Source organism: Aestuariimicrobium kwangyangense DSM 21549 (assembly GCF_000421525.1).
Lineage (GTDB): Bacteria > Actinomycetota > Actinomycetes > Propionibacteriales > Propionibacteriaceae > Aestuariimicrobium > Aestuariimicrobium kwangyangense.
Genome location: NZ_ATXE01000001.1, coordinates 351,630 through 373,523, shown reverse-complemented (window position 1 = coordinate 373,523; position 21,894 = coordinate 351,630). Strand labels below are relative to the sequence as shown.

The following is a 21,894-nucleotide window of genomic DNA, read 5'->3' as shown; positions in this document are numbered from 1 at the left end:
TCGGTCAGACGGGGCAAGACGTCGGTCAGGCGGCCGCCGGGTGCAGCGCCAGGTACTGCTTGACCGTCAACGAACGTTGCCGGGCCACAGCCAGGAAGCTGGCGACGAACGCGACCAGTCCCCAGGCCAGCAGGGCCCCCACCGCGGCGACCGGCGACTCACCGGCCACCACGTCACGCAGTCCCGTCAGGGCGGGTGCGAGCGGGGTGACACCGTGCACCCAGCTGAAGACGCCGGGCACGGCGGCCGTCACCGACACAGCCGCCGCGGCGGTGACCGCCACGATGGCCAGCACACGGCCGAGCACACCGAGCCACGCACCCAGTGCGTGGTTGACGAGGACGAACGCCACGGCCACCAGACCCACCAGTGCGGTCCACCTCAGCGAGGTCGTCCACGACAGATGCATCACGCTCGCCCCGAGGGCGCCCAGCACCACCGCCTCGACGGCGGCGAAGAGCAGGCCCGGGAGCAGCGCGCGGCCCAGCAGGATCGCACTCGAACGCGTCGACCCGAGCGCACCGCCCGAACCGAGGGTGGGGGGTGTGGCCCGCACCCAGCTCAGCACCAGTGCACCCAACCACAGACCGATCGCCACCACCGCGATGGTCAGCGGCACGACCGAGGCTCCCACCGGCCCCTCGGTGGGGTTCTGCACGGGACGGGTGGCGACGGTCGACAGGTTCTCCCGCTGCTGTGGCGAGTAGCTGGGCACCTTGGCCTTGCCGGCGTTGATGCCGTCGGAGAACGCCCCCACACCTTCGGCGAGCTTGTCAGCCCCAGACGAGAGCTGGCTCATGCCCGAGGCCAGCGCAGGGGTGTTGGCGGCCACCTGGTTGACGCCCGCGACGACCTTCGAGGTGCCGTCCGCGAACTGGTCGACACCGTCGGCATAGGTGCCCACGCCGGTGACGTAGGTGCCGACGCCGGTCGTGTACTGGGCCACTCCCGTGGTGTAGCTGCCCGCACCGGACGAGAGCTGGTCGGCCCCGGCAGCGAGCTTCGTCCCGCCGCTCTTGAGGCCTTGACCCGAGCTCGACAGTTGCTGGGCACCGGAGGCCAACTGGTCGACCGCCGTGGTCAGCTGGCCCTGCTGGGCGGCCAGTTGCTGGGGAAGTTGGGTGGCCAACTGGTCGAGCCCCGTCGAGAGCTTCCCGGCCCCGGTTGCCAGACCTGCAGCACCGCCGACCAACGAGGCCGAGGGGTCACCCGCTCCCGTCACTCCCTGCTCGGCGGCGGTCAGCCCGGCCTGCCAGCCTCCGGTCATGCCAGCGGTGAACCCCTGTTCGTAGGCGGCGACGACCGGGGCACAGGTGGTCTCCGTGCCACCCTGTGCCAGACACCCCGCCAGCACCTGGTCGGACCCCGGGATGGTCGTGGGCACGGGCGCGGGCTGTTGCTTGAGCTTCCCGAGTGCGGCCTGGTAGGTCTGGATGCCGCCGGAGAGCTGCTGGGCGCCGGTGGCCAGACTGTCGCCGCCCGCGGCCAATTGGTCGAGCTGGGTCGACAGTTCCGACGAGGAGCTCTTCGCGAGACCCTGCTGCAGCTGCGTGAGTCCACCGGAGAGCTGGCTGACCCCGTCGACGTAGCGGCTGGTGCCGTCGGCGTACTGCCTGACCCCGGTGGCGAGCTGTTGGGCGCCGCCGCTGAGCTGGGACGAACCGCTGGTCAGCTGGCTGCCGCCCTGCACCAGCTGCGCGCCACCCGCGGTGAGCTGGGCGCCACCGTCCTTGAGTGGTTGCACGCCGGCACCGAGCTGGTTGGCACCGGAGTTGAGCTGCTGCACACCGGTGTTGAGCTGGTTGACCCCGTCGGAGGCCTGCGTGGTTCCGGAGGAGAGGGCGGTGGCGCCGGTGTCGAGCTGCTTCGCGCCGTCGGCGAGGGTGACGAACTGGCTGCCCATCTCGTTGAAGCCGACGTAGATGTTGGTGAGGTAGGTGCTGGTCAGCTGGCGGTTGAGGGTGTCGGCTGCGATGGCGGCGATCTGTTGGGCGACGGCTGCGTCACTGACCCCGGCGGCCGGGCTCGTCCGCACGTCGATGGTGGCCTGTTGGCCGGAGTCGCCGTTCCTCGAGAAGCCCGTGGCCGCGGTCGAGAAGTTCTTCGGGATGGTCACCACTGCGGCGAAGTCGCCGGACGTCAGTCCCTGCTGCGCCCCGGAGGTGTCGGTGAGCGTCCAGGTGACGTTCTCGCCCTTTCGTTCGGCCATGGCGACGGCGAGTTGGCGACCCAGCGGCACGATCTGCCCGTTGAGGGTGACGGCCTGGTCGTTGTTGACGATCGCGGCCTGCACGTTGGCGGTGCGGTGCTCGGCGTTCCACGACCCGGCCAGGAAGGCTGCCGCCACGAGCAGCGGCACGAGCACGGCGGCGGCGAGTTTCCACCATCCGGAGAGGTTCTTCATCGCAGTTCTCCTTCGCTCACGCGATCGCGGATCAGGGTGGAGTCGTCCGGGTCGATCATGGGTTCCCAGATCTCGCCGTCGGTGTCGCCGTTGGTGTCGTTGCCAGGGCCTTCGTTGTCAGGGCCTTCGTCGTCAAGGCCTTCGTCGTCAAGGCCTTCGTCGTCAGGGCCTTCGTCGTCAGCAGGGTCGACCGCCGAGGGTGACGGACGAGGGACCCGTACCTCGACGAGCCGGTCGGCCGGCCAGTGGCGGGCCTGCTCCGCGTCCGAGACCCCCAGCACCACGGCGAACCCATCGGTGGTGCGGGCACGGTCGACGAGTGCGGCGACGGCGGCGACGTCCTCGTCCTTGGTGAGTGAGTCGACACCGTCGACCACAACCAGCCGCTCCGTGGGTCGACCGGGCTTGCCCGTGGGCCGGTCGAGCGCGGCCAGCGCCGGCCTGACCTCGGCATTGACTGCGTCGATCCAGCGCACCCGGCGGCGCACCTTGGCGGGCTGGTCGGGCAGCAGCTCGTCGACGACCCTGGCCCGGCCGGAGTCGGCGGGCAGTCGCCCGGAGAGGGCGAGGAGCAGGGCCGACCGGGAGCGCGGCGGGCCGACGACGAGGGCCACCTCGGCGGGCAGCAGGGTGAGGTCGACCGGTTCGAAGAGGTGGTCGACCGCGAAGCCCTCGAGGTGCGCGACCTCGGGACGGCGGCCGGATGCGTCGGGGGTGCTGGGCCAGTCGGTCAACGCCAACTGACGGGTGAGCGACTCACCCTCGACGTCGAAGCTGGGCAGCAGGCGGTCGAGCCAGCCGGGCAGCCACCATGCCTTCTCACCGAGCAGCGCCAGCACCGCCGGAACCAGGGTCATGCGGATCAGGAAGGCGTCGACGGCGACACCGACGGCCAGGGCGAAGCCGATCTGCTTGATGGGTCCCATGCCCTCGGGCACGAAGAAGGCGAACACCGAGAACATGATCACGGCGGCGGCCGAGACCACCTTGCCTGAGGCGATGAAGCCGGTGTGCACCGCCCTCCTGGCCGGGGTGCCGTGCACGTGGTCCTCGCGCATGCGGCTGACCAGGAAGACCTCGTAGTCCATGGCCAACCCGAACAGGATGCCCATCACGATGATGGGCAGGAAGCTGATCACGGGTCCGGGCTTGTCGAGGTTGATGATCTGTCGGCCGATGCCTTCGTTGAAGACGAGGGTGGTGGCGCCGAACGCCGCACCCACCGAGAGCGCGTAACCGATGGTGGCCTTCAACGGCACCGCGATCGACCGGAACACCATCGTCAGCAGCACCAGCGAGAGGCCGACGACGAAGATGCCGAACGGCAGCAGCGCTCGTCCCAGACGCTGGGAGATGTCGAGCTGGATCGCGGTGGACCCGGTGACATTGGTCTCCACCCCCTCCTGCGCCAGCCACTGGTCGTGGTGGGCCCGGATGCTTCGCACCAGGTCTGCGGTGCTGGGGTCGTCGGGAGCAGTGGTCGGCACCACTTGGACGAAACCGGTGTCGGCGTTCTGGTTCGGGGTCGAGATCGGCACCGACGCCACCCCCGGCAGCGCCTCGACGTCGGCCTTGAGGTCGGCCATCACCTTCAGCGGGTCGGTGGTCGGCAGCAGGTCGACCGTGATGATGAGGGGACCGTTGAAGCCGGGCCCGAAGTGGTCACTGACCAGGTCATAGGTCACCCGGTCGGGTTGGCCGGCTGCGTGCTGGCCCGGGTTGGGCAGGGCGTACCAGAGGTCCTTGGCCGGGAAGCTCAACGCTCCCAGGCCGACCACCACCAGGATCACGGTCAGCAGCGGGACCTTGGTGGCCACCCGCACCCACCAGCCGAAGATTCCGCCCCGGTTCGGGGCCTGGGCACGGGTTCGTCCGATCTTGGGGGGGCGAACCCGGGGACGAAGCCGCTCGCCGGCGAAGCCGAGAAGGGCGGGCAGCAAGGTGAGCGCGATCAGCACGGCGAACGCGACCGTGACGGCGGCGAACGCGCCCATCACCGTCAGGAAGGGGATGTTGGCGATCGCGAGTCCGACCAGTGCGATCACCACGGTCAGGCCAGCGAAGACGACGGCCGAGCCGGCGGTGGCGATCGAGCGGGAGGCCGACTCCTCGACGGCCATGCCCGCCGCCAGTTGGTCACGGTGCCGGCTCACCACGAACAGCGCATAGTCGATGCCGACGGCCAACCCGAGCATCACCGCGAGCATCGGGGTGGTGGAGTTGATCGAGCCGAGCGCGGTCGCGAGGGTGATGGCCAGCATGCCGAAGCCGACCCCGAGCAGGGCCGTGGCCAGGGGCAGTCCCGCCGCCACCAGGGAGCCGAGGGTGATCAGCAGCACGACCAGGGCGATCACGACGCCGAGGCCCTCGACCACGCTCAAGGCGGGCACCTCGATCGAGAAGGCCTCACCGCCGAGGTTGAGGGTCGAGCCCTGCGGCAACTCGGCCTGCAGTCGGTGGGTGAGGTCCTGCAGGCTGGTGCGCTGGGCGTCGGTGATGTCGGCGGTGGTGCCCTTGAGGTTGAGTTGCAGCAGCCCGGCCCGCCCGTCCTTGCTGACCAGACCGGTGACGATGCTGCCGTAGGGGGTGGTGACCGACTCGACCTTCGGGTTGGCCTCGTAGCCCTTGGCGATCTTCTCGACGGCGGCCTTCACGGCGGGATCATTGACGGACGAGCCCTGCGGCACCACGACGATGGCGGTGGCCGTCAGAGAGGCGGCCTGGGGGAAGGTGGCCTTCAGTTGCACCAGCGCATCCTGCGAGGCGGCGCCGGGAATGTTGAAGTCGTCGTTGTAGGGCTTGGCGACCAGCGCGGCCACCCCACCGACCACGATCAGGGCAGCGAGCCAGAGCAGGAGCACGCGGCGGCGGTGCCGGAAGCACCAGCGACCCAGGTCATAGAGCATGGTCGACACGCGAGCACTCCTTGGCCGGAGGAATGGGCGCCCAACGCACCCGATGCAGAAGTGTATTCAATACACCCGTGTATCCAAAGCGCGAGTCGCTGGGTTAGGATTCCGAGCCATGACCGTGACCGCCCGCCGCGCCGCCACCCGGAGCAAGTTGCTCGACGGGGCCTCGCGGGTCGTCGTCCGCAAGGGGGTCGGGGCCGCCACGGTCGAGGACATCTGCGAGGAGGCCGGGTTCACCCGCGGCGCCTTCTACTCCAACTTCGAGTCGAAGGACGACCTGCTGGTCGCCCTGCTCGACCACCACGGCAGCCGCATCAACGACATGGCCCGCCAGGTCATCGAGCGTTCGCAGATCAACGAGGACTGTGACCTGAACGCCGTCATCTCGCGGGCCATCCACGAGTTCGTGGACTCGGGAGTGATCGCGCCGTGGGTGGTGGTGCTGATGAGCGAACTGCAGACCCACGCCGTGAGGGAGCCCAGCATCCGTGAGGCCTTCACCCGCGCCAGGGTGGCGAGCCAACAGGCCAAGGCCGACATGATCTCGTCGGCACTGGCTGGCCACAACCTGCGCCTGTCACTCGACGGTGCGACGGCGATGCAGGTGCTCGAGGGCGCCTCGAACAAGTACCTGCTCGACCAGCTCAGCGAGGGACGGGAGCCCGACCTCGAGGGTCTGGTCGACGTGATCCACACCGTGCTGACGGCTCTGGTGGTCGCCCAGTAGGGCTCGGGAGCCGAGCAGGCCTCGTCCCCACGAAGCAGCAAACCCTCAGGGCGGACGGACGGACGGCCCGCCCGCCCGTCCGTCAGTACCCGATGCCGGCCAGGTACTCCTTGGAGTCCTTGAGGCAGTCGAAGGGATCGCGACCGTAGGTGTCGTCCTGCTCCACGAAGAAGTAGGCGGCACCCGACTTCTCCGCGGCCGGGATGATGGCGGGCCAGTTCATCGTCCCCTGACCGACCTCGGCGAACTGCACGACGTCGTTGCGGAAGATGTTGAAGAACTCGCCGCGACGCTCCGGATCGGCCAGCAGCTCGAGCGACTCCGGCGGCAGGGTGCGCACCCGGTAGTCCTTGAGGTGGATCAGGTCGCACACGCCGGTGTACCGCTCGAGCATGTCGACCGGGTTCATGCCACCGCGCTGCACCCAGTGCAGGTCGACCTCGAAGTGCAGCGTGGGGGCCACCCGACGGACGATGTCGAACAGCGTCTCGCCGTCGAACTTCGCGAGGTCGACGTGGTGGTTGTGGTAGCACAGCTGCACACCGTCGGCCTTGAGCCGCTGGGCCGCGAGCTCACACTCGGCCGCCCAGTCCTCGCAGGCCTGCTTCGAGGCCATCGCCGTGAACGGCATCATGCCGATGCGCACGTGGGTGGCACCCAGGCGGTGGCAGTCGTCCACGATCTTGTCGTAGTGGTCCTCGAGATTGTCACCGGTGGCGGTGGGCCCGCCCTTCAGGGCCACCGAGAGGGCACCCACCAGCAGTCCCAGTTCCTTGACCCCACGCTCGAGGTCGGCGGTGTTCTTCTCGTCCATCGGGATCTGGGAGACCTCGACGGCCTCGTAGCCCAGGTCCTTGATGCGAGTGAGCACCTCGAACATGCCCTGTTCGGCGACCTGCTCCTTCACCATCATCATCTGTACGCCGATGATTGCCATGCGCGTTCCTTTCGTTGTCGTGCGGGATTCGGGTGGGTGCGCGCGCTCAGGAGCGGGTCGGCCAGTCGCCGCCCTCGGCCACGATGCGCTGGTTCAGCTCGTCCAAGTAGGCCGACTCGTCGAAGTTCTCGATCGAGACCTCGCGACCCTGCCAGCTGGACAGATGGATGGCATTGGCCAGCCGGACGCCATGGATGCCGTCGGCACCCGGGGCGACCAGCTCGGCACCGTCGAGCACCGCGTCGGTGAAGTTCTGCAGCACCGTGGCGTGCTGCTGGCCCCACACCGAGGAGTAGTCCTTGGTCTCGGTCGACAGCCACTTCGAGCTGTCCAGCTGCCCGCGGAAGAGCTTCGAGACGTCCTCCATAGACATCGACTTGCTGAGTTCCTGCTCCGGCTCGGTGAGCCGGGTGATGGTCACGGTGCGGGAGTTGTCGACCACGATCTTGCCCTTGTCACAGAGGATCTCGAGGCGGTCGGTGCCGGCGATGTCGTGGGTGGCGGTCATGAAGTGCCCGGTCGCCCCGCCCCCGAAGTCGACGAGGGCGTTGACCTCGTCCTCGACGGCGATGTCGCGCTTGTACCCGAACGCGCACTTGGCGAAGACGCTCTTGGGCACACCGCACAGCCACTGCCACAGGTCGAGCTGGTGGGGCGCCTGGTTGACGAGCACACCGCCGCCCTCGCCACCCCAGGTGGCGCGCCAGGCGGACTGGTCGTAGTAACCCTGGGGACGCCACCAGGTGGTGATGATCCAGCTGGTGTGGCGCAGCGCGCCGAGCTCGCCGGAGTCGAGCAGCGCCTTCAGGTCCTTGTAGAGGGGGTTGGTGCGCTGGTTGAAGAACACCCCGAAAACCTGGTCTGGCTTGGTGGCAGCGTGGTCGATCACCTCACGGGCCTGCTTGGTGTAGACCCCGACGGGCTTCTCGAGCAGCGCGTGCAGACCGGCGTCGAGGGCCTTGATGCCCATCTCGGGGTGCAGGTAGTGCGGCACGGTGGTGACGACGGCGTCGACCTCACCGGAGTTGATCAGCTCCTCGAAGCTGGTGTGGAAGGGCACGCCCAGCTCCTCGGCCCGGGCCCGCTTCGACTCGTCGATGTCGCAGATGGCGCCGAGCACCATCCGCTCGATCTTCCCCTCCTCGAGCAGACGGGTGTACATGCCACCCTCGGCACCCAGGCCGATGATGCCCAGGCGCACCTGGCGGGTTTCGGTGGAGTTGTCGGTCATGGTTGTCCTTTCGTGGAGGGCCGGCAGGCGCGGACCCCCAAAGCTGTTCAGAAGGCGAGCGGGGCAGTGCTTGTGATGGGCAGTGCAGGTGATGGTCAGGCTGGACGAGGGTCAGCCGACGACCAGCGGGTGGTCGAGGTGACCGCCGGAGCGGAACACCTCGCCGATGATGTGCATGGTCGCGTCGGCCTCCCTGGCCGAGATCCAGAAGGGTTCGTCGGTCTCGAGCTGGGAGTAGAAGTCGCGGATCAGCAGCTCGTGGCTGTAGCCCCAGTACGAGCGCCCAGCGGTGGGTGAGGTCTGGTCGGGGGTGAACTCGGTTCGTCCGGTGTCGAAGAAGGTGACCGTCAGTCCCTCCGAGATGCGCGCCTGGGCATCGGAGCCCCAGATCTCGATCTCGACCGGACGATGCACCGGGGTGTTGAGCGTGGCGAAGAAGGTCGACTCCGCTCCACCGGCGTGGCGGATGTAGGCGGTGGCCGTGTCCTCCACCTCGATCACGTCGGCGAACTTGGTGGTGGTGCCGTCGCCGGCCACCGAGACGACGTCGCCGAGCAGCCACTGCAGCAGGTCGAGGGTGTGGATCGACTGGTTGATCAGGACGCCCGACCCAGCCTCGGCGAGCTTGCCCCGCCAGGGACGACGGGCGTAGTACTCGGCGGTGCGGGTCCAGACGACGTTGGCCCAGGCCCCCTTGATGTCGCCGAGTTCGCCGCTGTCGATGAGCTTCTTCAACTGCACCGACGAGGCGTTGTAGCGGTTCTGGAAGCAGACGCCGAGCTTGCCGGTGGCCTTGTCTGCGGCGGCGATGATGGCGTCGGCGGCGGAGCGGGAGTTGGCCAGCGGCTTCTCGAGCAGCACGTTCGCGCCCGCCTCGAGCAGGTCGACGGCGACCGGCGCGTGCTGGTGGTGCGGGGTGGTGACGTGCACCACGTCGGGACGGATGCTGCGGTACATCTCGAGGTGGTCGTCGAACACGGGCACACCGAGGTCGCGGGCCTGGACGGCGCGTTCGGGGTCGGTCTCGACGAGGGCAACCAGTTCGGCGTCCTCGATCGCGCCGATGGCATCGAGGTGGACGACCGAGACGTCTCCGACGCCGACGAGTGCTGCCTTGATCATGTGAACTGGTGCCTGTCCGCTGCGCTGCATGAGGGGGTGGGGATCCCGAGCTGGGGATTTCCTCACCCTAGGCAGCGGCCCGAGCGCCGCCGCATGGGTTGCCAACACTTGCCCACTGGGGGGTTCGGGCCGTCCGGGCGAGCCCGTTTCACTAGGCTGGCCCCATGCGCATCTTGATCACCGGCGGTGCCGGCTACATCGGGTCAACGGTTGGTTCGGCCTGCGAGGACGCCGGCCACCAGGTGGTCGTGCTCGATGACTTCTCGACCGGACGACCCGAGTTCCTGCTCGACCGCACCCTGTACCAGGGTGACTTCGCCGACCGCGAGCTGCTCGACCGGGTCTTCACCGAGCAGCAGATCGATGCGGTCATCCACTGCGCGGCCAAGATTCTGGTGCCGGAGTCGGTCGCCCAGCCGTTGGCCTACTACGAGAACAACGTCGGCAAGACCCTCGACCTGCTCAGCGCCATGCGTGACCACGGGGTCAACCGCATCCTGTTCAGTTCGTCGGCCTCGATCTACGCCACCGACGAGAACTTCCAGGTCACCGAGTCGTCGGCGCTCGACCCGCAGTCGCCCTACGCGACCACGAAGTTCATGGTCGAGATGATCCTGCGTGACGTGGCCCATGCCAGTGACCTGCACGTGTTGAGCCTGCGCTACTTCAACCCGATCGGCACCGACCCGCAGTTGCGCACCGGTCAGCAGATCGAGAAGCCCAGCCACGTGCTCGGCAAGATGATCGAGGCCTGGGTCAACCACGACACCTTCACCGTCACCGGGGTCGACTGGCCGACCCGCGACGGCTCGGGCATCCGTGACTACATCCACGTCTGGGACCTGGCCAAGGCCCACGTCGCCGCCGTCGAACGGCTCGACGACATCACCTCGGACGACAACTACCAGGTGATCAACGTCGGCACCGGCAATGGTGTCACGGTCAAGGAACTGGTGCGCGCCTTCGAGGCCGGCACCGGTGAGCCCCTCAAGGTGGAGTTCGGCCCCGCTCGTCCCGGTGACGTGGCCGGCGCCTACACGATCTCGAACCGTGCGACCGAACTGCTGGACTGGAAGCCGCAGTTCACCGAGGCCGACGGGGTGCGCGACGCCATCGCGTGGCTGCCGCAGCGCAAGAAGCTGCTGGGGTACTGACGGGCGGACGGCGCGCCGTGGACGCATCGGGCCCGCGCCGGGTGCGTACGCTGGCGGCATGAACAAGCCCCTGTTGCTGGTCGGTGTGCTCGCCGCCGTGATCGCCTTCCTCGCGGCCAAGCGCCGGGTGCGCGACGCCGAGAACGAGGCGGCCCTGTGGGCCGAGGCGACCGACCCCCTCGACTGACCGCACGCGCCCCGGTCCATCGGGGTTCTCGTCCGGCGCGGGTCCTCGTCCGGCGCGGGCGCTCGCCCAGCACGGGCACTCGTGCAGCCCGGACTCACGCCCAAGCACGCGACAGGAGCCGAGCCGGGGTCAGGACCCGAGGCCCGGCCCGGTCTCCTCACGCAGACCGGCCGACCAGTCGAGTCGCAGCGTCGACGACGTGCCCCGGATCAGACAGTGGGTGCCCCCACGCGGCATCTCGACCCACTCGGTCTCGTAGCGCGGGTGGTCACTGCGCTGGACGACCCGGTTCACGGTGAACTCGGAGTCCCAGCCCAACTCGTAGACATGCTCCGAGGCCGCCCGACCGAAGCCGATGACGTGGCGGGCGGTCAGCTGCAGCCCCTCTCGTCCCAGTTCCAGTCGCCAGGCCGAGGCCGCGTCGACGAACTGCTGGAAACTGGGGAACTCGCTGCGGTCGCTGAGGACGACCGCCCAACCCGTCACGGGCCCACGCTGCAACACCTCGTGGTCGGAGACGACCTCGTAGGGGTGGGACGACAGCACCGCCAGGTATGAGTCACCCTTGCGGCCCAGGAGTCGTCGCTCGGTGAGCCGGGTCTCGTCGAACTTGGCGATCGGGAAGTGCAGGTGTGACAGTTCGGGTCGGCGACCCTCCAGGTAGCCGCGGCGTCCGCGGGTGTCGTGCAGCACCAGGGCGACGTTGTCGGCCTGGGCGATGTCGGGATTGATCCCGTTGCCGATCCAGTCTGAGGGGGTGGCCGGCCGAGACTGTGCCTTGGCACCCACCGACCCGGGATGGGTCGAGAACACCACCAGACCACCGGGCAGCACCGCCTCCCAGAGGTGCTGCTGGTCGCCGAACTGCCCCGACCGGTAGTGCTGCGCACTCGACAGGAACAGGTTGGGAGTGCGGAACGTGGTGATGTCGGCGCGACCCAGTTGCATGCCGATGGTGATGGGGTTGATCCCGCGCACCAGCAGTGGGCCGAGGCCGGGGTTGAACTTGCGGAACGGACGAAGCCCCGCAAAGAACGAGTTGGTCCACATCTGTTGGCGGTTGAGCACGCTGATGGTGTCGCCGATCACCTCGGGATCGGTGATCGCCTGCATGGCCCAGCAGGCGCGCACCCGGGCGAGCGACAACTGGCCCGGCGTGGCGTCGGGGTTACGACTCAGTTCCCGTGCCTCCGCGTGGGCGATGGTCTCCTCGATGGTGCGACCGTGGCTGACGTGGATGCGGTGTGCTCCCCCCTGGTGGGCGATGTCGAGGATCGCCTGGGGCACCCGGTAACGCTGCCGCGCCCCGAAGATGCCCGAGAGCTGGTCGACGTGGAATGAGGGGGGCTTGCCGAAGGCGTCGGCCACGATCGCCGCCACCTCCTGGTGGGACGGGTCGACCTTCTGCCGTCGGTACGCGCGTCCCTGGGAGCCGTGCAGTCGTCCGTCGAAGTGGTGCAGCGCGAGGTCGAGCAGCAGCAGGTCGAGCACCATCGACGCGCGCAGGGCCAGTTCCTCGTCCGCGTGGTCGACCAGCATCGTCAGTGCCACCGCGTCGAGTTCGTAGTAGGTGCCCGACAGCCACTCCGAGAATCCCCACCGGAACCGGTCCTCGAGCCAGTCGAGCAGGTGAAGCCGCGCACTGTCGGCATGGGCGTTGCCGGTGCGTCCGTCGTTGGTGAAGACGCGGTTGCCGAGCAGTCGGCCGGCGAGGTACTCACAGGTGAACGACAGGGCCTGGTGGTTCTCGCTCCACGTGCACATGGAGTCGTCGCCCGGCTCGGTGAACGAGTACTTGAATCCCGCCAGCGTCGAATCGATCTCGTCACGCAACGCGTCGGGGAGCAGGTCGCCCGCCCCGAGCCGGAGCTGCAACACCACCAGCAGGCGGTGGTCCGCGAGATCGAGGCGCCGCTTCACCGGGCCCAGCAGGCGTCGGACCCAGGCATCGGACGAACCCGAGGCCAGCGCCTGCGCAGCGACACGATAAGGGTCGTCGACCATGTCACCCCCTCAGGTCGTTGCCCGGCACCGCCTGGTCTGCGGAACCGATTGCACCACGCTAGCCCCGTACGGCCCATCCGGCGGCCATCGGGTGCCCGTGTTCAGCAGGCCCCCTCGGCCACCCGGGACGACCACGGTCGCGGGCGGCGCCCGACAACTCGGCACCCCCGTCCGATGCCTGACCGCGAGCACCCGCCTAGGCTGGAGCGACCATGTCTTTCGTGTCATCCCCGCCCCACGCGCAGCGGGAGCAACCCCGCGCGGGTGACGTCGTGCTCGCGGCGGTGCTCACCGCCGCCCTTTGCGGCCCCTACCTGATGTTCGGGTTGCGCACGATCGTGGTGGGCTCGATGCACGTCATGCTGCCGCTGCTGACCACGGCCATGATGACCGTCGCGATGATCTGGCGGCGCAGCAACCCCACCCTCATGCTCGGTGTGGTCACCTTCGCGGGGGTCGTCCAGTTGTTGCTGCTGCGCTACCCCACCACCTCGGTGGTGGTGATCCCGTTGGCCGCCTACTCGTTCGCCCGTTGGACCGACGGCCGCCGCTCGCGACTCATCCTCCCGCTGGGGGCGGCCGCCTCGGTGCTCGGCCCGATCAGCTGGATGCCGGGGCTGGTCGGCTACGAGAACCCGATGGATGCCGGCTCGACCAGTCTGGTGAGCCTGGCCATCTTCTACGCGATCACCGTCATGGTCTGCGCCGGTCTGGTGATCACCCCCTACGCGATCGGACGCCGCATCCGTGAGTCGGTGGTCAGCCAGGAGCAGGCGCGGCAGGCCGAGGTGCAGCGATACCAGGCCGCCATCAACCAGCGGGAGGCCGCCGGGCGCATGGCCGAGGCCCGCGCCAGGGCCCAGATCGCACGTGAACTGCACGACATCGTGGCCCACTCGCTGTCGGTGATGATCGTGCAGGCCGAGGGCGGACGAGCCGTGGCCGCCAAGCGTCCCGAGAAGGCGGCGGAGGTGCTCGACACCATCGCGTCGACCGGACGGGACGCCCTCGGCGAGATGCGCCGCATCGTGGGGGTGCTGCGCGGAACCGACGACGACAACGCCGACTACGCCCCCAGCCCCGGTCTGGGTGACATCCCCGAGATGGTCGAGCGGGCGGGTGATCGGATCAGTCTGGCCGTGTCCGGCCCCGAGCCGGTGGTTCCCGAGACGTTGGGGCTGACCGTCTACCGGGTGGCCCAGGAAGCGGTCACCAATGTGCTCAAGCACGCCGGGCCCGAGGCCAGTGCCGAGGTCTCGTTGACCTACCTGCCCGAACTGATCGTGGTTCAGGTGGTCGACGACGGGCCGGGGCACACCTCGTCCGACGGCAAGGGTCACGGCCTGCGCGGCATGCACGAGCGGGTGGCATCGATGGGTGGAAGGCTGGTGGCTCGTCCACGCTCGCAGGGCGGGTTCATGGTGCGTGCCCTGTTCCCGATGCCCGGGCACCGTCTGCCCGACGAGCACCCCTTCCCGCCCCAGAGCGCGCCGCCACGTTTCAACCACCCTGCTCATTCGATCCACGACAACCCGACCCCTCCCCACCCCAGGAGCAACCCATGACCGCCGCCCCCATCCGTGTGCTGCTGGCCGACGACCAGGCGCTGGTGCGCAGCGGCTTTCGCATGCTGATCGAGTCAGAGGACGACATGGAGGTGGTCGGCGAGGCCAGCAACGGCCTCGAGGCGCTGCAACTGCTGCGCACCACCCCGGTCGACGTGGTGCTGATGGACATCCGCATGCCCCAACTCGACGGTGTCGAGGCCACCAAGCGGATTGCAGCCTCACCCCTGCCGACCAAGGTGCTGGTGCTGACCACCTTCGACCTGGACGAGTACGTGTTCTCGGCCCTCAAGGCCGGGGCGTCGGGCTTCCTGCTCAAGGACGCCCACCCGCACGACCTTTTGAACGCGATCCGCAACGTCGCTGCCGGCGACGCCGTGGTCGCACCCAGCGCCACCAAGCGGCTGCTGGAACAGGTGGTGCCCGGCCTGCCGAGCGCCCCAGGCCAGACCGACGAACGCCTCGGACTGCTCACCGATCGGGAGCGGGAGGTGCTCGTCGAGATCGCCAAGGGCGCGACCAACACCGAGATCGGGCAGCACCTCTACATGGCCGAGGGCACCGTCAAGACCCACATCGGACGACTGCTGAGCAAACTGCAGTGCCGTGACCGGGTGGGCCTGGTGCTGTTCGCCTTCGAGGTGGGGCTGGCCCACTGAGCCGGAGTGTCGGAGCCAGGGCGATGTCGATGCGCCACCCGCAACCGCGACCGGCCCGCGACACCGATGGCCCTGAGCGAGTGGTTGTCAGCGCCGCTGCGGTGTGATCGGCTGAGGGAAACGCAGCGAGAAGGAGTCACACCGTGGGTGAGTTCGCGATCATCGGGGCCGGCGACAGGTCATACCTGGGGCAGGTGATCTCCAAGGTCGACCCACGTTCGGTGGTCAGCGACGTGGTCGACCCGTTCGAGTCGGGCAAGCGGCGCGCCCGCGAGATGTTCGGCGACCAGGTGCGGGTGCACGACACGATCGCCGACCTGCTGGCCACCCGCCAGCAGCTGGGCACCCCTCTCGACGGAGCCCTGGTCACCTCCCCCGACGCGGTTCACTTCGAGCACGCGTCCGCCCTGCTCAAGGCGGGGGTCACCACCTACCTCGAGAAGCCGATGTCGATCCAGACCGAGGACGCCGACGCCCTGCTGCGACTGGCGGACGAGACCGGCACCCGGCTGTTCGTGGGTCACAACATGCGCTTCATGGGGGTGATCGGCATCCTCAAGAAGCTGATCGACGAGGGTCGGATCGGTGCGGTGCAGGCGATCTGGTGCCGTCACTTCGTCGGTTTCGGCGGCGACGCCTACTTCCGTGACTGGCACGCCGAGCAGCGGTACGGCAACACCCTGCTGCTGCAGAAGGGCGCCCACGACATCGACGTGATCCACTACCTGGCCGGCGGCTACACCCGCCGCGTGCAGGCCTTCGGGCGTCTGGCGGTCTTCGGCGACACCGTCGACCGCGAACCCTCGCACGGGCTCGACTGGGTCGACCGTCGTCCCATGACGAACTGGCCCCCGCGTGAACTGACCGGACTCAATGCCGACCTCGACATGGAAGACCTGGCGCAGGTCAACATGATGCTCGACAACGGCATCCTGGCCAGCTACCAGCAGTGCCACTTCACCCCCGACTACTGGCGCAACTACACCGTGATCGGTGACCTCGGACGCATCGAGAACTTCGGCGACGGCGAGGGCGGGGTCGTGAAGCTGTGGAACCGGCGGGTGAACATGGCCTACGAGGCCGATGAGGAGTTCCCGATCACGGGCGACTTCGGGGGGCACCTGGACGCCGACGAGAAGATCATCTCCGAGTTCCTCGACTACGCCTACGGACGCATCGATCACACCCGGGTGCCGTCGGCCGCGGCCCGCAATGCCGTCGCCACCGGCGTGGCGGCTGCCTGGTCGATGCGCCACGACGGTGTGCCGGTCGACGTGCAGCCGGCGAAGGGCTGACGCGCCCGAGATCGGTGTGCGCCGAGTGGCTCGGCTCGGGGCTCGGGATCGGGGCTGACCGGGTTGGTCCCGGGGGGTCGTAGGACCCCGGTCGTAGACCTGACTTGGCACGAGACCACCCCCGGTGGCTGTCGAGCTGCCACGGCCGCCACCTAGGCTGACGGGTGCCACCAGCCAGAGAGAGGCACACCCGTGACCCAGGAGCAGTCCCCCGCCCGCCGGGCGATGTCCCCCACCCTCAGCCCCGTCCCCACGACTGGTCCCAGCCCCGCCCCGGGCCTCGGCCCCGTGGCGGGCCAGCAGGGAGCCCGGTCATCCCTCACCCCTTCGGTGGTGGCCGAGGCCCGCGACCTGGTGAAGGTCTACGGCACCGACAAGACCCAGGTGGTGGCCCTCGACCGGGTGTCGGTGAGCTTCCAGCGGGGGTCGTTCACCGCGATCATGGGTCCCTCCGGTTCGGGCAAGTCGACCCTGATGCACTGCCTGGCGGGGCTCGACCGCATCACCGCCGGGCAGGTCTTCCTGGCCGGTGAGGAACTCAACCGGCTGCCCGACTCCAAGCTGACCAATGTGCGCCGCGACCGGCTGGGATTCGTCTTCCAGAGCTTCAACCTGCTGCCGACGCTGACGGCACGGCAGAACATCGTGCTCCCCCTCGACCTGGCCGGCCGCAAACCGGACGAGGCATGGGTGACCCAACTCGCGGAGTCGCTCGGCCTGACCGACCGCCTCACCCACCGTCCGTCCGAACTCTCCGGCGGTCAGCAGCAGCGGGTGGCGATTGCCCGGGCCATGGTCACTCGTCCCGACGTGATCTTCGCCGACGAACCGACCGGTGCCCTCGACTCGAAGACGGGCACGGCCCTGCTCAACTACCTGCGCCGCTCCGTCGACGACCTGGGGCAGTCAATCATCATGGTCACCCACGACCCGAAGGCGGCGGCCTACGCCGACCGGGTGCTGGTGCTGCTCGACGGGCACATCGTCGACGACCTGACCGACCCCGACGTCGACCAGGTCACCCACGCGCTGGCCACCCTGGAGCGCTGATGTTCCGCAACGCGCTGGCCGAGATCCGGCAGCACCCCGGCCGCATGGTGGCCACCCTGATCGCGATCGCGATCTCGGTGGCGTTCATGGCTGGCACCTCGATCTACCTGGCCACCGAGAAGAACGGTCTGGGCGGCCAACTGAACCGCCAGGTGACGGCCTCCGACGTGGTCATCAGCTATGTGCCGCCCCCCGAGGCGGAGGGAACCGACCCCGCTGCCCCCGCGAAGGCACTGGCGACCACGGTCGCGGGTGTCAAGGGCGTGAAGGCGGCCGAGCCGGTCAGTTCCACCGGAGGCACCCTCGACAACGGCGAGACGGTGGCCTACCTGCAACTGCTGGTGCTCACCGGCCCCGACTTCCGCTGGGCGAAGATCGATGAGGGACGATGGCCGCAGTCGGCCACCGAACTGGCCCTGCCCCACGACATCGCCAGGAAGCTCGGGCTCTCCGTCGGTGGCACGGTGACCTTCAACGGCCAGCAGAAGCTGACCCTGGTGGGCATCACCGACGACCCCAAGAGCCTGCTGATGCCGCTGGGCTACCTGGCGCCGGCCGCGGCCACCGCCCTGAACGCCTACCCGTCGATGGTCCTGGTGAAGACCGACCCGGGCTCCTCGGCCGATCAGGTCGCCGAACGGGTCAAGGCCGCCGTGCCGAGCGAGGTGCGCGACCACGTCGTGACCAAGCAGGCCTACATGGATGACCAGTTGACCCAGCTCACCCAGGGCGTCGACGCGATTCGCACCTTCCTGATGGTGTTCGCGGGTATCGCGCTGGTCGTCGGCATGATCATCATCTCGAACACGTTCACCATCCTGATCACCCAACGACGACGTCAGATCGGCCTACTGCGGGCCGTCGGCGCCAGCACCGGCCAGGTGCGACGCCAGTTGCTGGCGGAGGCACTCGTCACCGGGCTGGTGGGATCGGTCGTCGGTGTCGCCGCCGGCGCCGGGCTGGCGGCAGCCGGGGCGGCGTTCACGGGCTCCCTCTACTGGGGGCTGCGGTTCCCGCCCGTCGAACTGCTGATCGAGGTCGGCGTCGGGGTGCTGATCACCGTGCTGGCCGCGCTGGTGCCGGTCTGGAAGACCTCACGGGTCAAGCCCCTCGAGGCCCTGCAGCCCGTGCTCACGGCCGACGCGGTGAAGAAGGTGTCGATCGTGCGGGCCGTCATCTGTGGCGTGCTGTTGCTGATCGGGATCGGCTTCATGGCGCTCTCACTCAGCCAGGGCGTCAACACCGACACCGACACGACCCAGGCGATCACGACCGTCGCCTATGCCGTGGCTGCCGCCGCGTTCATCGCGGTCGCGGTGCTCGCGGCCGCCCCGCTGTACGTGTCGTGGCTGATCCGGGGGCTGGGCAAGCTGACGGGACTCACCGGCCCGACGGCGCGGATGGCGACCATGAACGCGTCCCGCAACCCGAACCGGGCCGCGGCCACCGCCGTCGCGCTGATGCTGGCGATGGGACTGATCGTCACCCTGCAGGTCGCCACGGCCAGCGTCCGGACGACCGCCATCAACCAGATCGACCAGCGCTACCCGGTCGACCTGCAGGTCAGCGCCACCTCACCCGAGGGTCTGAGCACCGAGGTGCAGGACAAGCTGGGTGCCCTCCCGGGGGTGAGCCACGCCGCCGTCCTGAAGGGGGGGCCCATCGCCACCCAGAACGGCAACATGTTCATGGTGGTGGGGGCCAACTCCGACGCCGGCCAAGTGGCCAGCACCCTGCCCGCGAGCATCCCGGCGGGCACCGCGCTGGTCGACAACAGCACCCTCGCCCAAGTGAAGGACGAGTTCGGTGGTGACACCGGCACCTTCACCGTCGGCGGTCGGACGGTCACGCTCAAGGTGCAGAAGAACAACGCGGCGGGCCCGATGATGCTGGTCGTCAGCGAATCGACGCTGACCCAGCTGATGCCCAACGCGAAGCCGATGACCACGTGGATCAAGCTCGTCGACCGCGACAACTTCGCCCGCACCATGCTGCAACTGCAGACGCTGCCGCAGTCCGAGGGCCAGTACCTGTCGTTGAGCGGTGGGGCCATGGAGGCCTACGTGATCAACCGCGTGCTGAACGTGCTGCTGACGATCGCCACCGCGCTGTTGGGGGTGGCGGTGCTGATCGCACTGGTGGGCGTGGCCAACACGTTGGGACTCTCGGTGATCGAACGCACCCGCGAGTCGGCCCTGCTGCGAGCGCTGGGCATGCACAAGGCCAAGCTGCGACTGATGCTGTGGCTCGAGGCGGTGGCGCTGGCGCTGGTCGGTGTGGTGGTGGGCATCCTGGCGGGCAGCTTCTTCGCGTGGCTCGGGGTGGGGTCGATCTTCCGCGCCGCGGGCGTCGACGCCGGCCGGCTCGACTTCGCGATCGACCCGTGGCAGACGCTCGCCCTGATCGCCATCGCCGTGGTGGCTGCCTCGTTGGCATCGATCCTTCCCGGACGACGTGCCGCGAACGCTGCTCCCACGCAGGCGCTGGCGGCCGACTGATCGGAGTCGACTCCCATCAGGGACAGCAAGCGGGCGGTGGTCAGGGCTCAGGCCTTGGCCACCGTCGCCGCGATGGCGGCGGCCGCGTCCGAGAGCGTGCCGGGCAGGGTGATGGCCTCGTCCACGCCGGCGGCGGCTCGTCCACCGACGAAGACGTGCCGCAGTCCGGCTGCGTGACACGCGCGCACCGCCTGCTCGCCCGAGTCGACGTCGGCGACGGTCGCGACGCCCACCACCGCGGCGGCAGGACGATAGCGGTGGGCCACCACCTGCCAACTCTGCGCGGGCACGTCGGCCCCGAGGTAGATGACGTTGACGTCGAGGCGGCGCAGGCACAGGGCGAGCGCCAGGGCGGGCAGTTCGTGGCGCGCCTTCGCGGGGAGCCCCACCGCCACCCTGGGGCCCGAGGCGCGGGCGGCAGCGTAGAAGGCGGCCAGCCGATGCATCACGGCCGCGCTGATCAGGTGCTCGGTGGCCACGTCGAGGTCACCGGCAGACCAGGCCTCCCCCACCCGGCGCAAGGAGGGCATCAGCCACTGGTCGATGACCGTCTCGACCTTGCCCTGGGCGAACTGCTGGTCGATGAGTGCCTCGAGGGTCTGGGGGTCGCGGGGTGAGCGCAGCAGCGCCTCGTGGTCGAGCAGCGCAGAAGGCGGGATGGTGCCGCTGGTCGTGTCGAGCAACTGGGCCGCCTTGCGGGGAGGGATACCGGCCTCGACCAGGTCGCGCATGCGACGCAGGCGCGCGACCTGTTCGTCGTCATAGCGACGGATGCCGCTGTCGTGGCGGTGCGGCTCCACCACGCGGTAGCGGGTCTCCCAGGCGCGCAGGGTGGCGATCGGCAGCCCGGTCACCCGAGCCACGTCGCCGATGGAGTGGGGTGCGTCCATGGTGGTCCTTCCGCCGGCTGAACCCCGGCCCACCCCGAAGCCTAGGGTCACCAGCACCAAAAGCTAGACAAAACCTCAGCTTGTCTAGATTTGTTGTCGAGGTCTGCGCAACATGGACGACACGGGGAAGCGGTCGAGGAGGACCAGACCCCTCGCCAGATCGATCCACCCACACCGACCCACCCAGAAGATTTCCAAGGAGACTCCCATGCACACCATTCGACGAGTCGCGGCGGCCATCAGCGCCACCCTGCTCGCCATCCTGGGGATGGCACTCACCTCACCGGCGGCCCACTCCGCACCCCAGACCTCGCAGGTCAGCGTGCTGCACGCCGTGCCGGGTGCCACCGTCGACGTGTGGGCCAACGGCAAGCCGTTGCTCACCAACTTCAAGCCCGGCACCCTGACCGAGCCGCAGGCGATGCCCGCCGGCAGCTACGACATCAAGATCGTCAAGGCCGGCGATCCCGCCACCGCCGCAGCGGTGATCGAGGCCAAGGGCCTGCAGGTTCCCGCCGGAGCCAACCTCACCCTCGTCGCCCACCTCGACGCCATGGGCAAGCCGGTGCTCACCGCCTTCGCGAACGACACCAGCGCCTCGTCGAAGGGTGCCCGGCTGACGGTGCGTCACGTCGCAGCCGCCCCGGCCGTCGACGTTCGTGCAGGCGGCAAGGTCGTCGTACCCGGACTGGCCAACCCGAAGCAGGCCGCCCTCGACCTCGCTCCCGGCACCGTCTCGGCCGATGTCGTGCTCGCCGGAACCGACACCGTGGCCATCGGCCCGTCCGACGTGAAGCTGAGCCAGGGCCACAACACCATCGTGTACGCGTGGGGTTCGGCCGAAGGCAAGAACCTGGCGCTGGCCGTGCAGCAGGTGACGTTGATGGGCGGCGGACTTCCCCACACCGGTGTGGCGGACGAGCCCACCAGCAACGTGCTGCCGATCGTCGCCTCGGCCGCGATGGTCGCGTTCGTCGGAGCACTCGCCCTGCGTCGCACCCGTTCGGCCGTCCGCAACTGACAGGTCGCCCCCCGGCGAGGCCGTGGCTGAGAATAACTCAGTCACGGCTTCGCCGCGTGAAAGCCCTGACCGTGAGGGAAATGGCTTGTCGCAGACGCAGAACCGGTGAAGTCGTGGCGGGCAACACTGCCGCAATCCTTGACGCAAGCTGAGACCACATGCATCATTGTCACAAGCTTGAAGTGAGACACGGTGCAGTGACTCCTTGACAGGCTGCACAGACGCCCGGGGGGCTGTT

15 protein-coding genes and 1 pseudogene are annotated in these 21,894 nt (G+C 68.8%); 9 read left to right on the top strand and 7 right to left on the bottom strand.

Features of this window, described 5'->3' with window-relative positions; translation table 11 throughout:
* Nucleotides 1-25: 25 nt before the first annotated feature.
* Together H507_RS0101730 and H507_RS14020 are read right to left on the bottom strand one after the other, a co-directional pair.
* On the bottom strand, nucleotides 26-2,404 hold the full coding sequence (locus H507_RS0101730) for a YhgE/Pip domain-containing protein (RefSeq protein WP_022909001.1): 2,379 nt from the start codon (nucleotides 2,402-2,404) through the stop codon (nucleotides 26-28).
* A complete protein-coding gene (locus tag H507_RS14020; protein WP_245558829.1) occupies nucleotides 2,401-5,310 on the bottom strand; it encodes an MMPL family transporter in 2,910 nt (969 codons plus the stop codon). Before H507_RS14020 ends, H507_RS0101730 begins: the two co-directional genes overlap by 4 nt.
* Nucleotides 5,311-5,428: 118 nt before the next feature.
* Between H507_RS14020 and H507_RS18045 the strand changes: the two genes are divergently transcribed.
* Nucleotides 5,429-6,043 carry a TetR/AcrR family transcriptional regulator gene (locus H507_RS18045; RefSeq protein WP_022908999.1) on the top strand — a complete coding sequence of 205 codons (615 nt, stop codon included), beginning with the start codon at nucleotides 5,429-5,431 and terminating at the stop codon, nucleotides 6,041-6,043.
* An 82-nt stretch (nucleotides 6,044-6,125) separates the two neighbouring features.
* On the opposite strand, the gene H507_RS0101715 is transcribed toward H507_RS18045, so the two are convergent.
* The 3 genes from H507_RS0101715 to H507_RS14010 form a co-directional block, all read right to left on the bottom strand.
* The gene (locus H507_RS0101715; RefSeq protein ID WP_022908998.1) at nucleotides 6,126-6,980 is read right to left on the bottom strand and encodes a sugar phosphate isomerase/epimerase family protein; all 855 of its coding nucleotides are present in this window, start codon (nucleotides 6,978-6,980) and stop codon (nucleotides 6,126-6,128) included.
* Nucleotides 6,981-7,026: 46 nt separating this feature from the next.
* Entirely contained in the window at nucleotides 7,027-8,211 is a 1,185-nt protein-coding gene (locus H507_RS0101710; RefSeq protein WP_022908997.1) for a Gfo/Idh/MocA family protein, read from the bottom strand.
* Between the two features lie 111 nt (nucleotides 8,212-8,322).
* The gene (locus tag H507_RS14010; RefSeq protein WP_040437351.1) at nucleotides 8,323-9,333 is read right to left on the bottom strand and encodes a Gfo/Idh/MocA family protein; all 1,011 of its coding nucleotides are present in this window, start codon (nucleotides 9,331-9,333) and stop codon (nucleotides 8,323-8,325) included.
* A 164-nt stretch (nucleotides 9,334-9,497) separates the two neighbouring features.
* Between H507_RS14010 and galE the strand changes: the two genes are divergently transcribed.
* Together galE and H507_RS18040 are read left to right on the top strand one after the other, a co-directional pair.
* Nucleotides 9,498-10,487: a UDP-glucose 4-epimerase GalE gene (galE, locus tag H507_RS0101700; RefSeq protein WP_022908995.1), complete on the top strand. Its 990-nt coding sequence runs from the start codon at nucleotides 9,498-9,500 to the stop codon at nucleotides 10,485-10,487.
* A 58-nt stretch (nucleotides 10,488-10,545) separates the two neighbouring features.
* Complete coding sequence (locus tag H507_RS18040) at nucleotides 10,546-10,674, top strand: DLW-39 family protein (RefSeq protein WP_022908994.1); 129 nt, start codon at nucleotides 10,546-10,548, stop codon at nucleotides 10,672-10,674.
* 129 nt (nucleotides 10,675-10,803) lie between these two features.
* Here the strand turns inward: H507_RS18040 and H507_RS0101690 are convergent, their stop codons facing one another.
* Complete coding sequence (locus H507_RS0101690; protein WP_022908993.1) at nucleotides 10,804-12,678, bottom strand: hypothetical protein; 1,875 nt, start codon at nucleotides 12,676-12,678, stop codon at nucleotides 10,804-10,806.
* A 212-nt stretch (nucleotides 12,679-12,890) separates the two neighbouring features.
* Here H507_RS0101690 and H507_RS14005 point away from each other — a divergent pair, with 212 nt between their 5' ends.
* The 5 genes and pseudogenes from H507_RS14005 (at nucleotide 12,891) to H507_RS0101665 (ending at nucleotide 19,745) form a co-directional block, all read left to right on the top strand.
* Nucleotides 12,891-14,243, top strand: a complete 1,353-nt coding sequence (locus H507_RS14005) for a sensor histidine kinase (RefSeq protein ID WP_051139603.1) — start codon at nucleotides 12,891-12,893, stop codon at nucleotides 14,241-14,243.
* Nucleotides 14,240-14,902: a response regulator transcription factor gene (locus tag H507_RS0101680; protein ID WP_022908992.1), complete on the top strand. Its 663-nt coding sequence runs from the start codon at nucleotides 14,240-14,242 to the stop codon at nucleotides 14,900-14,902. The genes H507_RS14005 and H507_RS0101680 overlap by 4 nt, the downstream gene beginning before the upstream one ends.
* Nucleotides 14,903-15,045: 143 nt before the next feature.
* On the top strand, nucleotides 15,046-16,197 hold the full coding sequence (locus H507_RS0101675) for a Gfo/Idh/MocA family protein (RefSeq protein WP_022908991.1): 1,152 nt from the start codon (nucleotides 15,046-15,048) through the stop codon (nucleotides 16,195-16,197).
* Nucleotides 16,198-16,359: 162 nt separating this feature from the next.
* Nucleotides 16,360-17,247, top strand: a pseudogene (locus tag H507_RS0101670) (ABC transporter ATP-binding protein); the annotation flags it as partial.
* Entirely contained in the window at nucleotides 17,247-19,745 is a 2,499-nt protein-coding gene (locus tag H507_RS0101665) for an ABC transporter permease (RefSeq protein ID WP_022908989.1), read from the top strand. The pseudogene H507_RS0101670 and the gene H507_RS0101665, both read left to right, overlap by 1 nt.
* A 47-nt stretch (nucleotides 19,746-19,792) precedes the next feature.
* Here H507_RS0101665 and H507_RS14000 read toward each other — a convergent pair whose 3' ends face one another.
* Nucleotides 19,793-20,635, bottom strand: a complete 843-nt coding sequence (locus H507_RS14000; RefSeq protein WP_022908988.1) for a MerR family transcriptional regulator — start codon at nucleotides 20,633-20,635, stop codon at nucleotides 19,793-19,795.
* 208 nt (nucleotides 20,636-20,843) lie between these two features.
* Between H507_RS14000 and H507_RS0101655 the strand changes: the two genes are divergently transcribed.
* Nucleotides 20,844-21,656, top strand: a complete 813-nt coding sequence (locus tag H507_RS0101655) for a DUF4397 domain-containing protein (RefSeq protein ID WP_022908987.1) — start codon at nucleotides 20,844-20,846, stop codon at nucleotides 21,654-21,656.
* Nucleotides 21,657-21,894 lie beyond the last annotated feature (238 nt).

Excerpts from the sequence above, each read along its gene's own strand:
- H507_RS0101730 (WP_022909001.1), bottom strand. The coding sequence starts at position 2,404 with ATGAAGAACCTCTCCGGATGGTGGAAACTCGCCGCCGCCGTGCTCGTG.
- H507_RS14020 (WP_245558829.1), bottom strand. The coding sequence starts at position 5,310 with ATGCTCTATGACCTGGGTCGCTGGTGCTTCCGGCACCGCCGCCGCGTG.
- H507_RS18045 (WP_022908999.1), top strand. The coding sequence starts at position 5,429 with ATGACCGTGACCGCCCGCCGCGCCGCCACCCGGAGCAAGTTGCTCGAC.
- H507_RS0101715 (WP_022908998.1), bottom strand. The coding sequence starts at position 6,980 with ATGGCAATCATCGGCGTACAGATGATGATGGTGAAGGAGCAGGTCGCC.
- H507_RS0101710 (WP_022908997.1), bottom strand. The coding sequence starts at position 8,211 with ATGACCGACAACTCCACCGAAACCCGCCAGGTGCGCCTGGGCATCATC.
- H507_RS14010 (WP_040437351.1), bottom strand. The coding sequence starts at position 9,333 with ATGATCAAGGCAGCACTCGTCGGCGTCGGAGACGTCTCGGTCGTCCAC.
- galE (WP_022908995.1), top strand. The coding sequence starts at position 9,498 with ATGCGCATCTTGATCACCGGCGGTGCCGGCTACATCGGGTCAACGGTT.
- H507_RS18040 (WP_022908994.1), top strand. The coding sequence starts at position 10,546 with ATGAACAAGCCCCTGTTGCTGGTCGGTGTGCTCGCCGCCGTGATCGCC.
- H507_RS0101690 (WP_022908993.1), bottom strand. The coding sequence starts at position 12,678 with ATGGTCGACGACCCTTATCGTGTCGCTGCGCAGGCGCTGGCCTCGGGT.
- H507_RS14005 (WP_051139603.1), top strand. The coding sequence starts at position 12,891 with ATGTCTTTCGTGTCATCCCCGCCCCACGCGCAGCGGGAGCAACCCCGC.
- H507_RS0101680 (WP_022908992.1), top strand. The coding sequence starts at position 14,240 with ATGACCGCCGCCCCCATCCGTGTGCTGCTGGCCGACGACCAGGCGCTG.
- H507_RS0101665 (WP_022908989.1), top strand. The coding sequence starts at position 17,247 with ATGTTCCGCAACGCGCTGGCCGAGATCCGGCAGCACCCCGGCCGCATG.
- H507_RS14000 (WP_022908988.1), bottom strand. The coding sequence starts at position 20,635 with ATGGACGCACCCCACTCCATCGGCGACGTGGCTCGGGTGACCGGGCTG.
- H507_RS0101655 (WP_022908987.1), top strand. The coding sequence starts at position 20,844 with ATGCACACCATTCGACGAGTCGCGGCGGCCATCAGCGCCACCCTGCTC.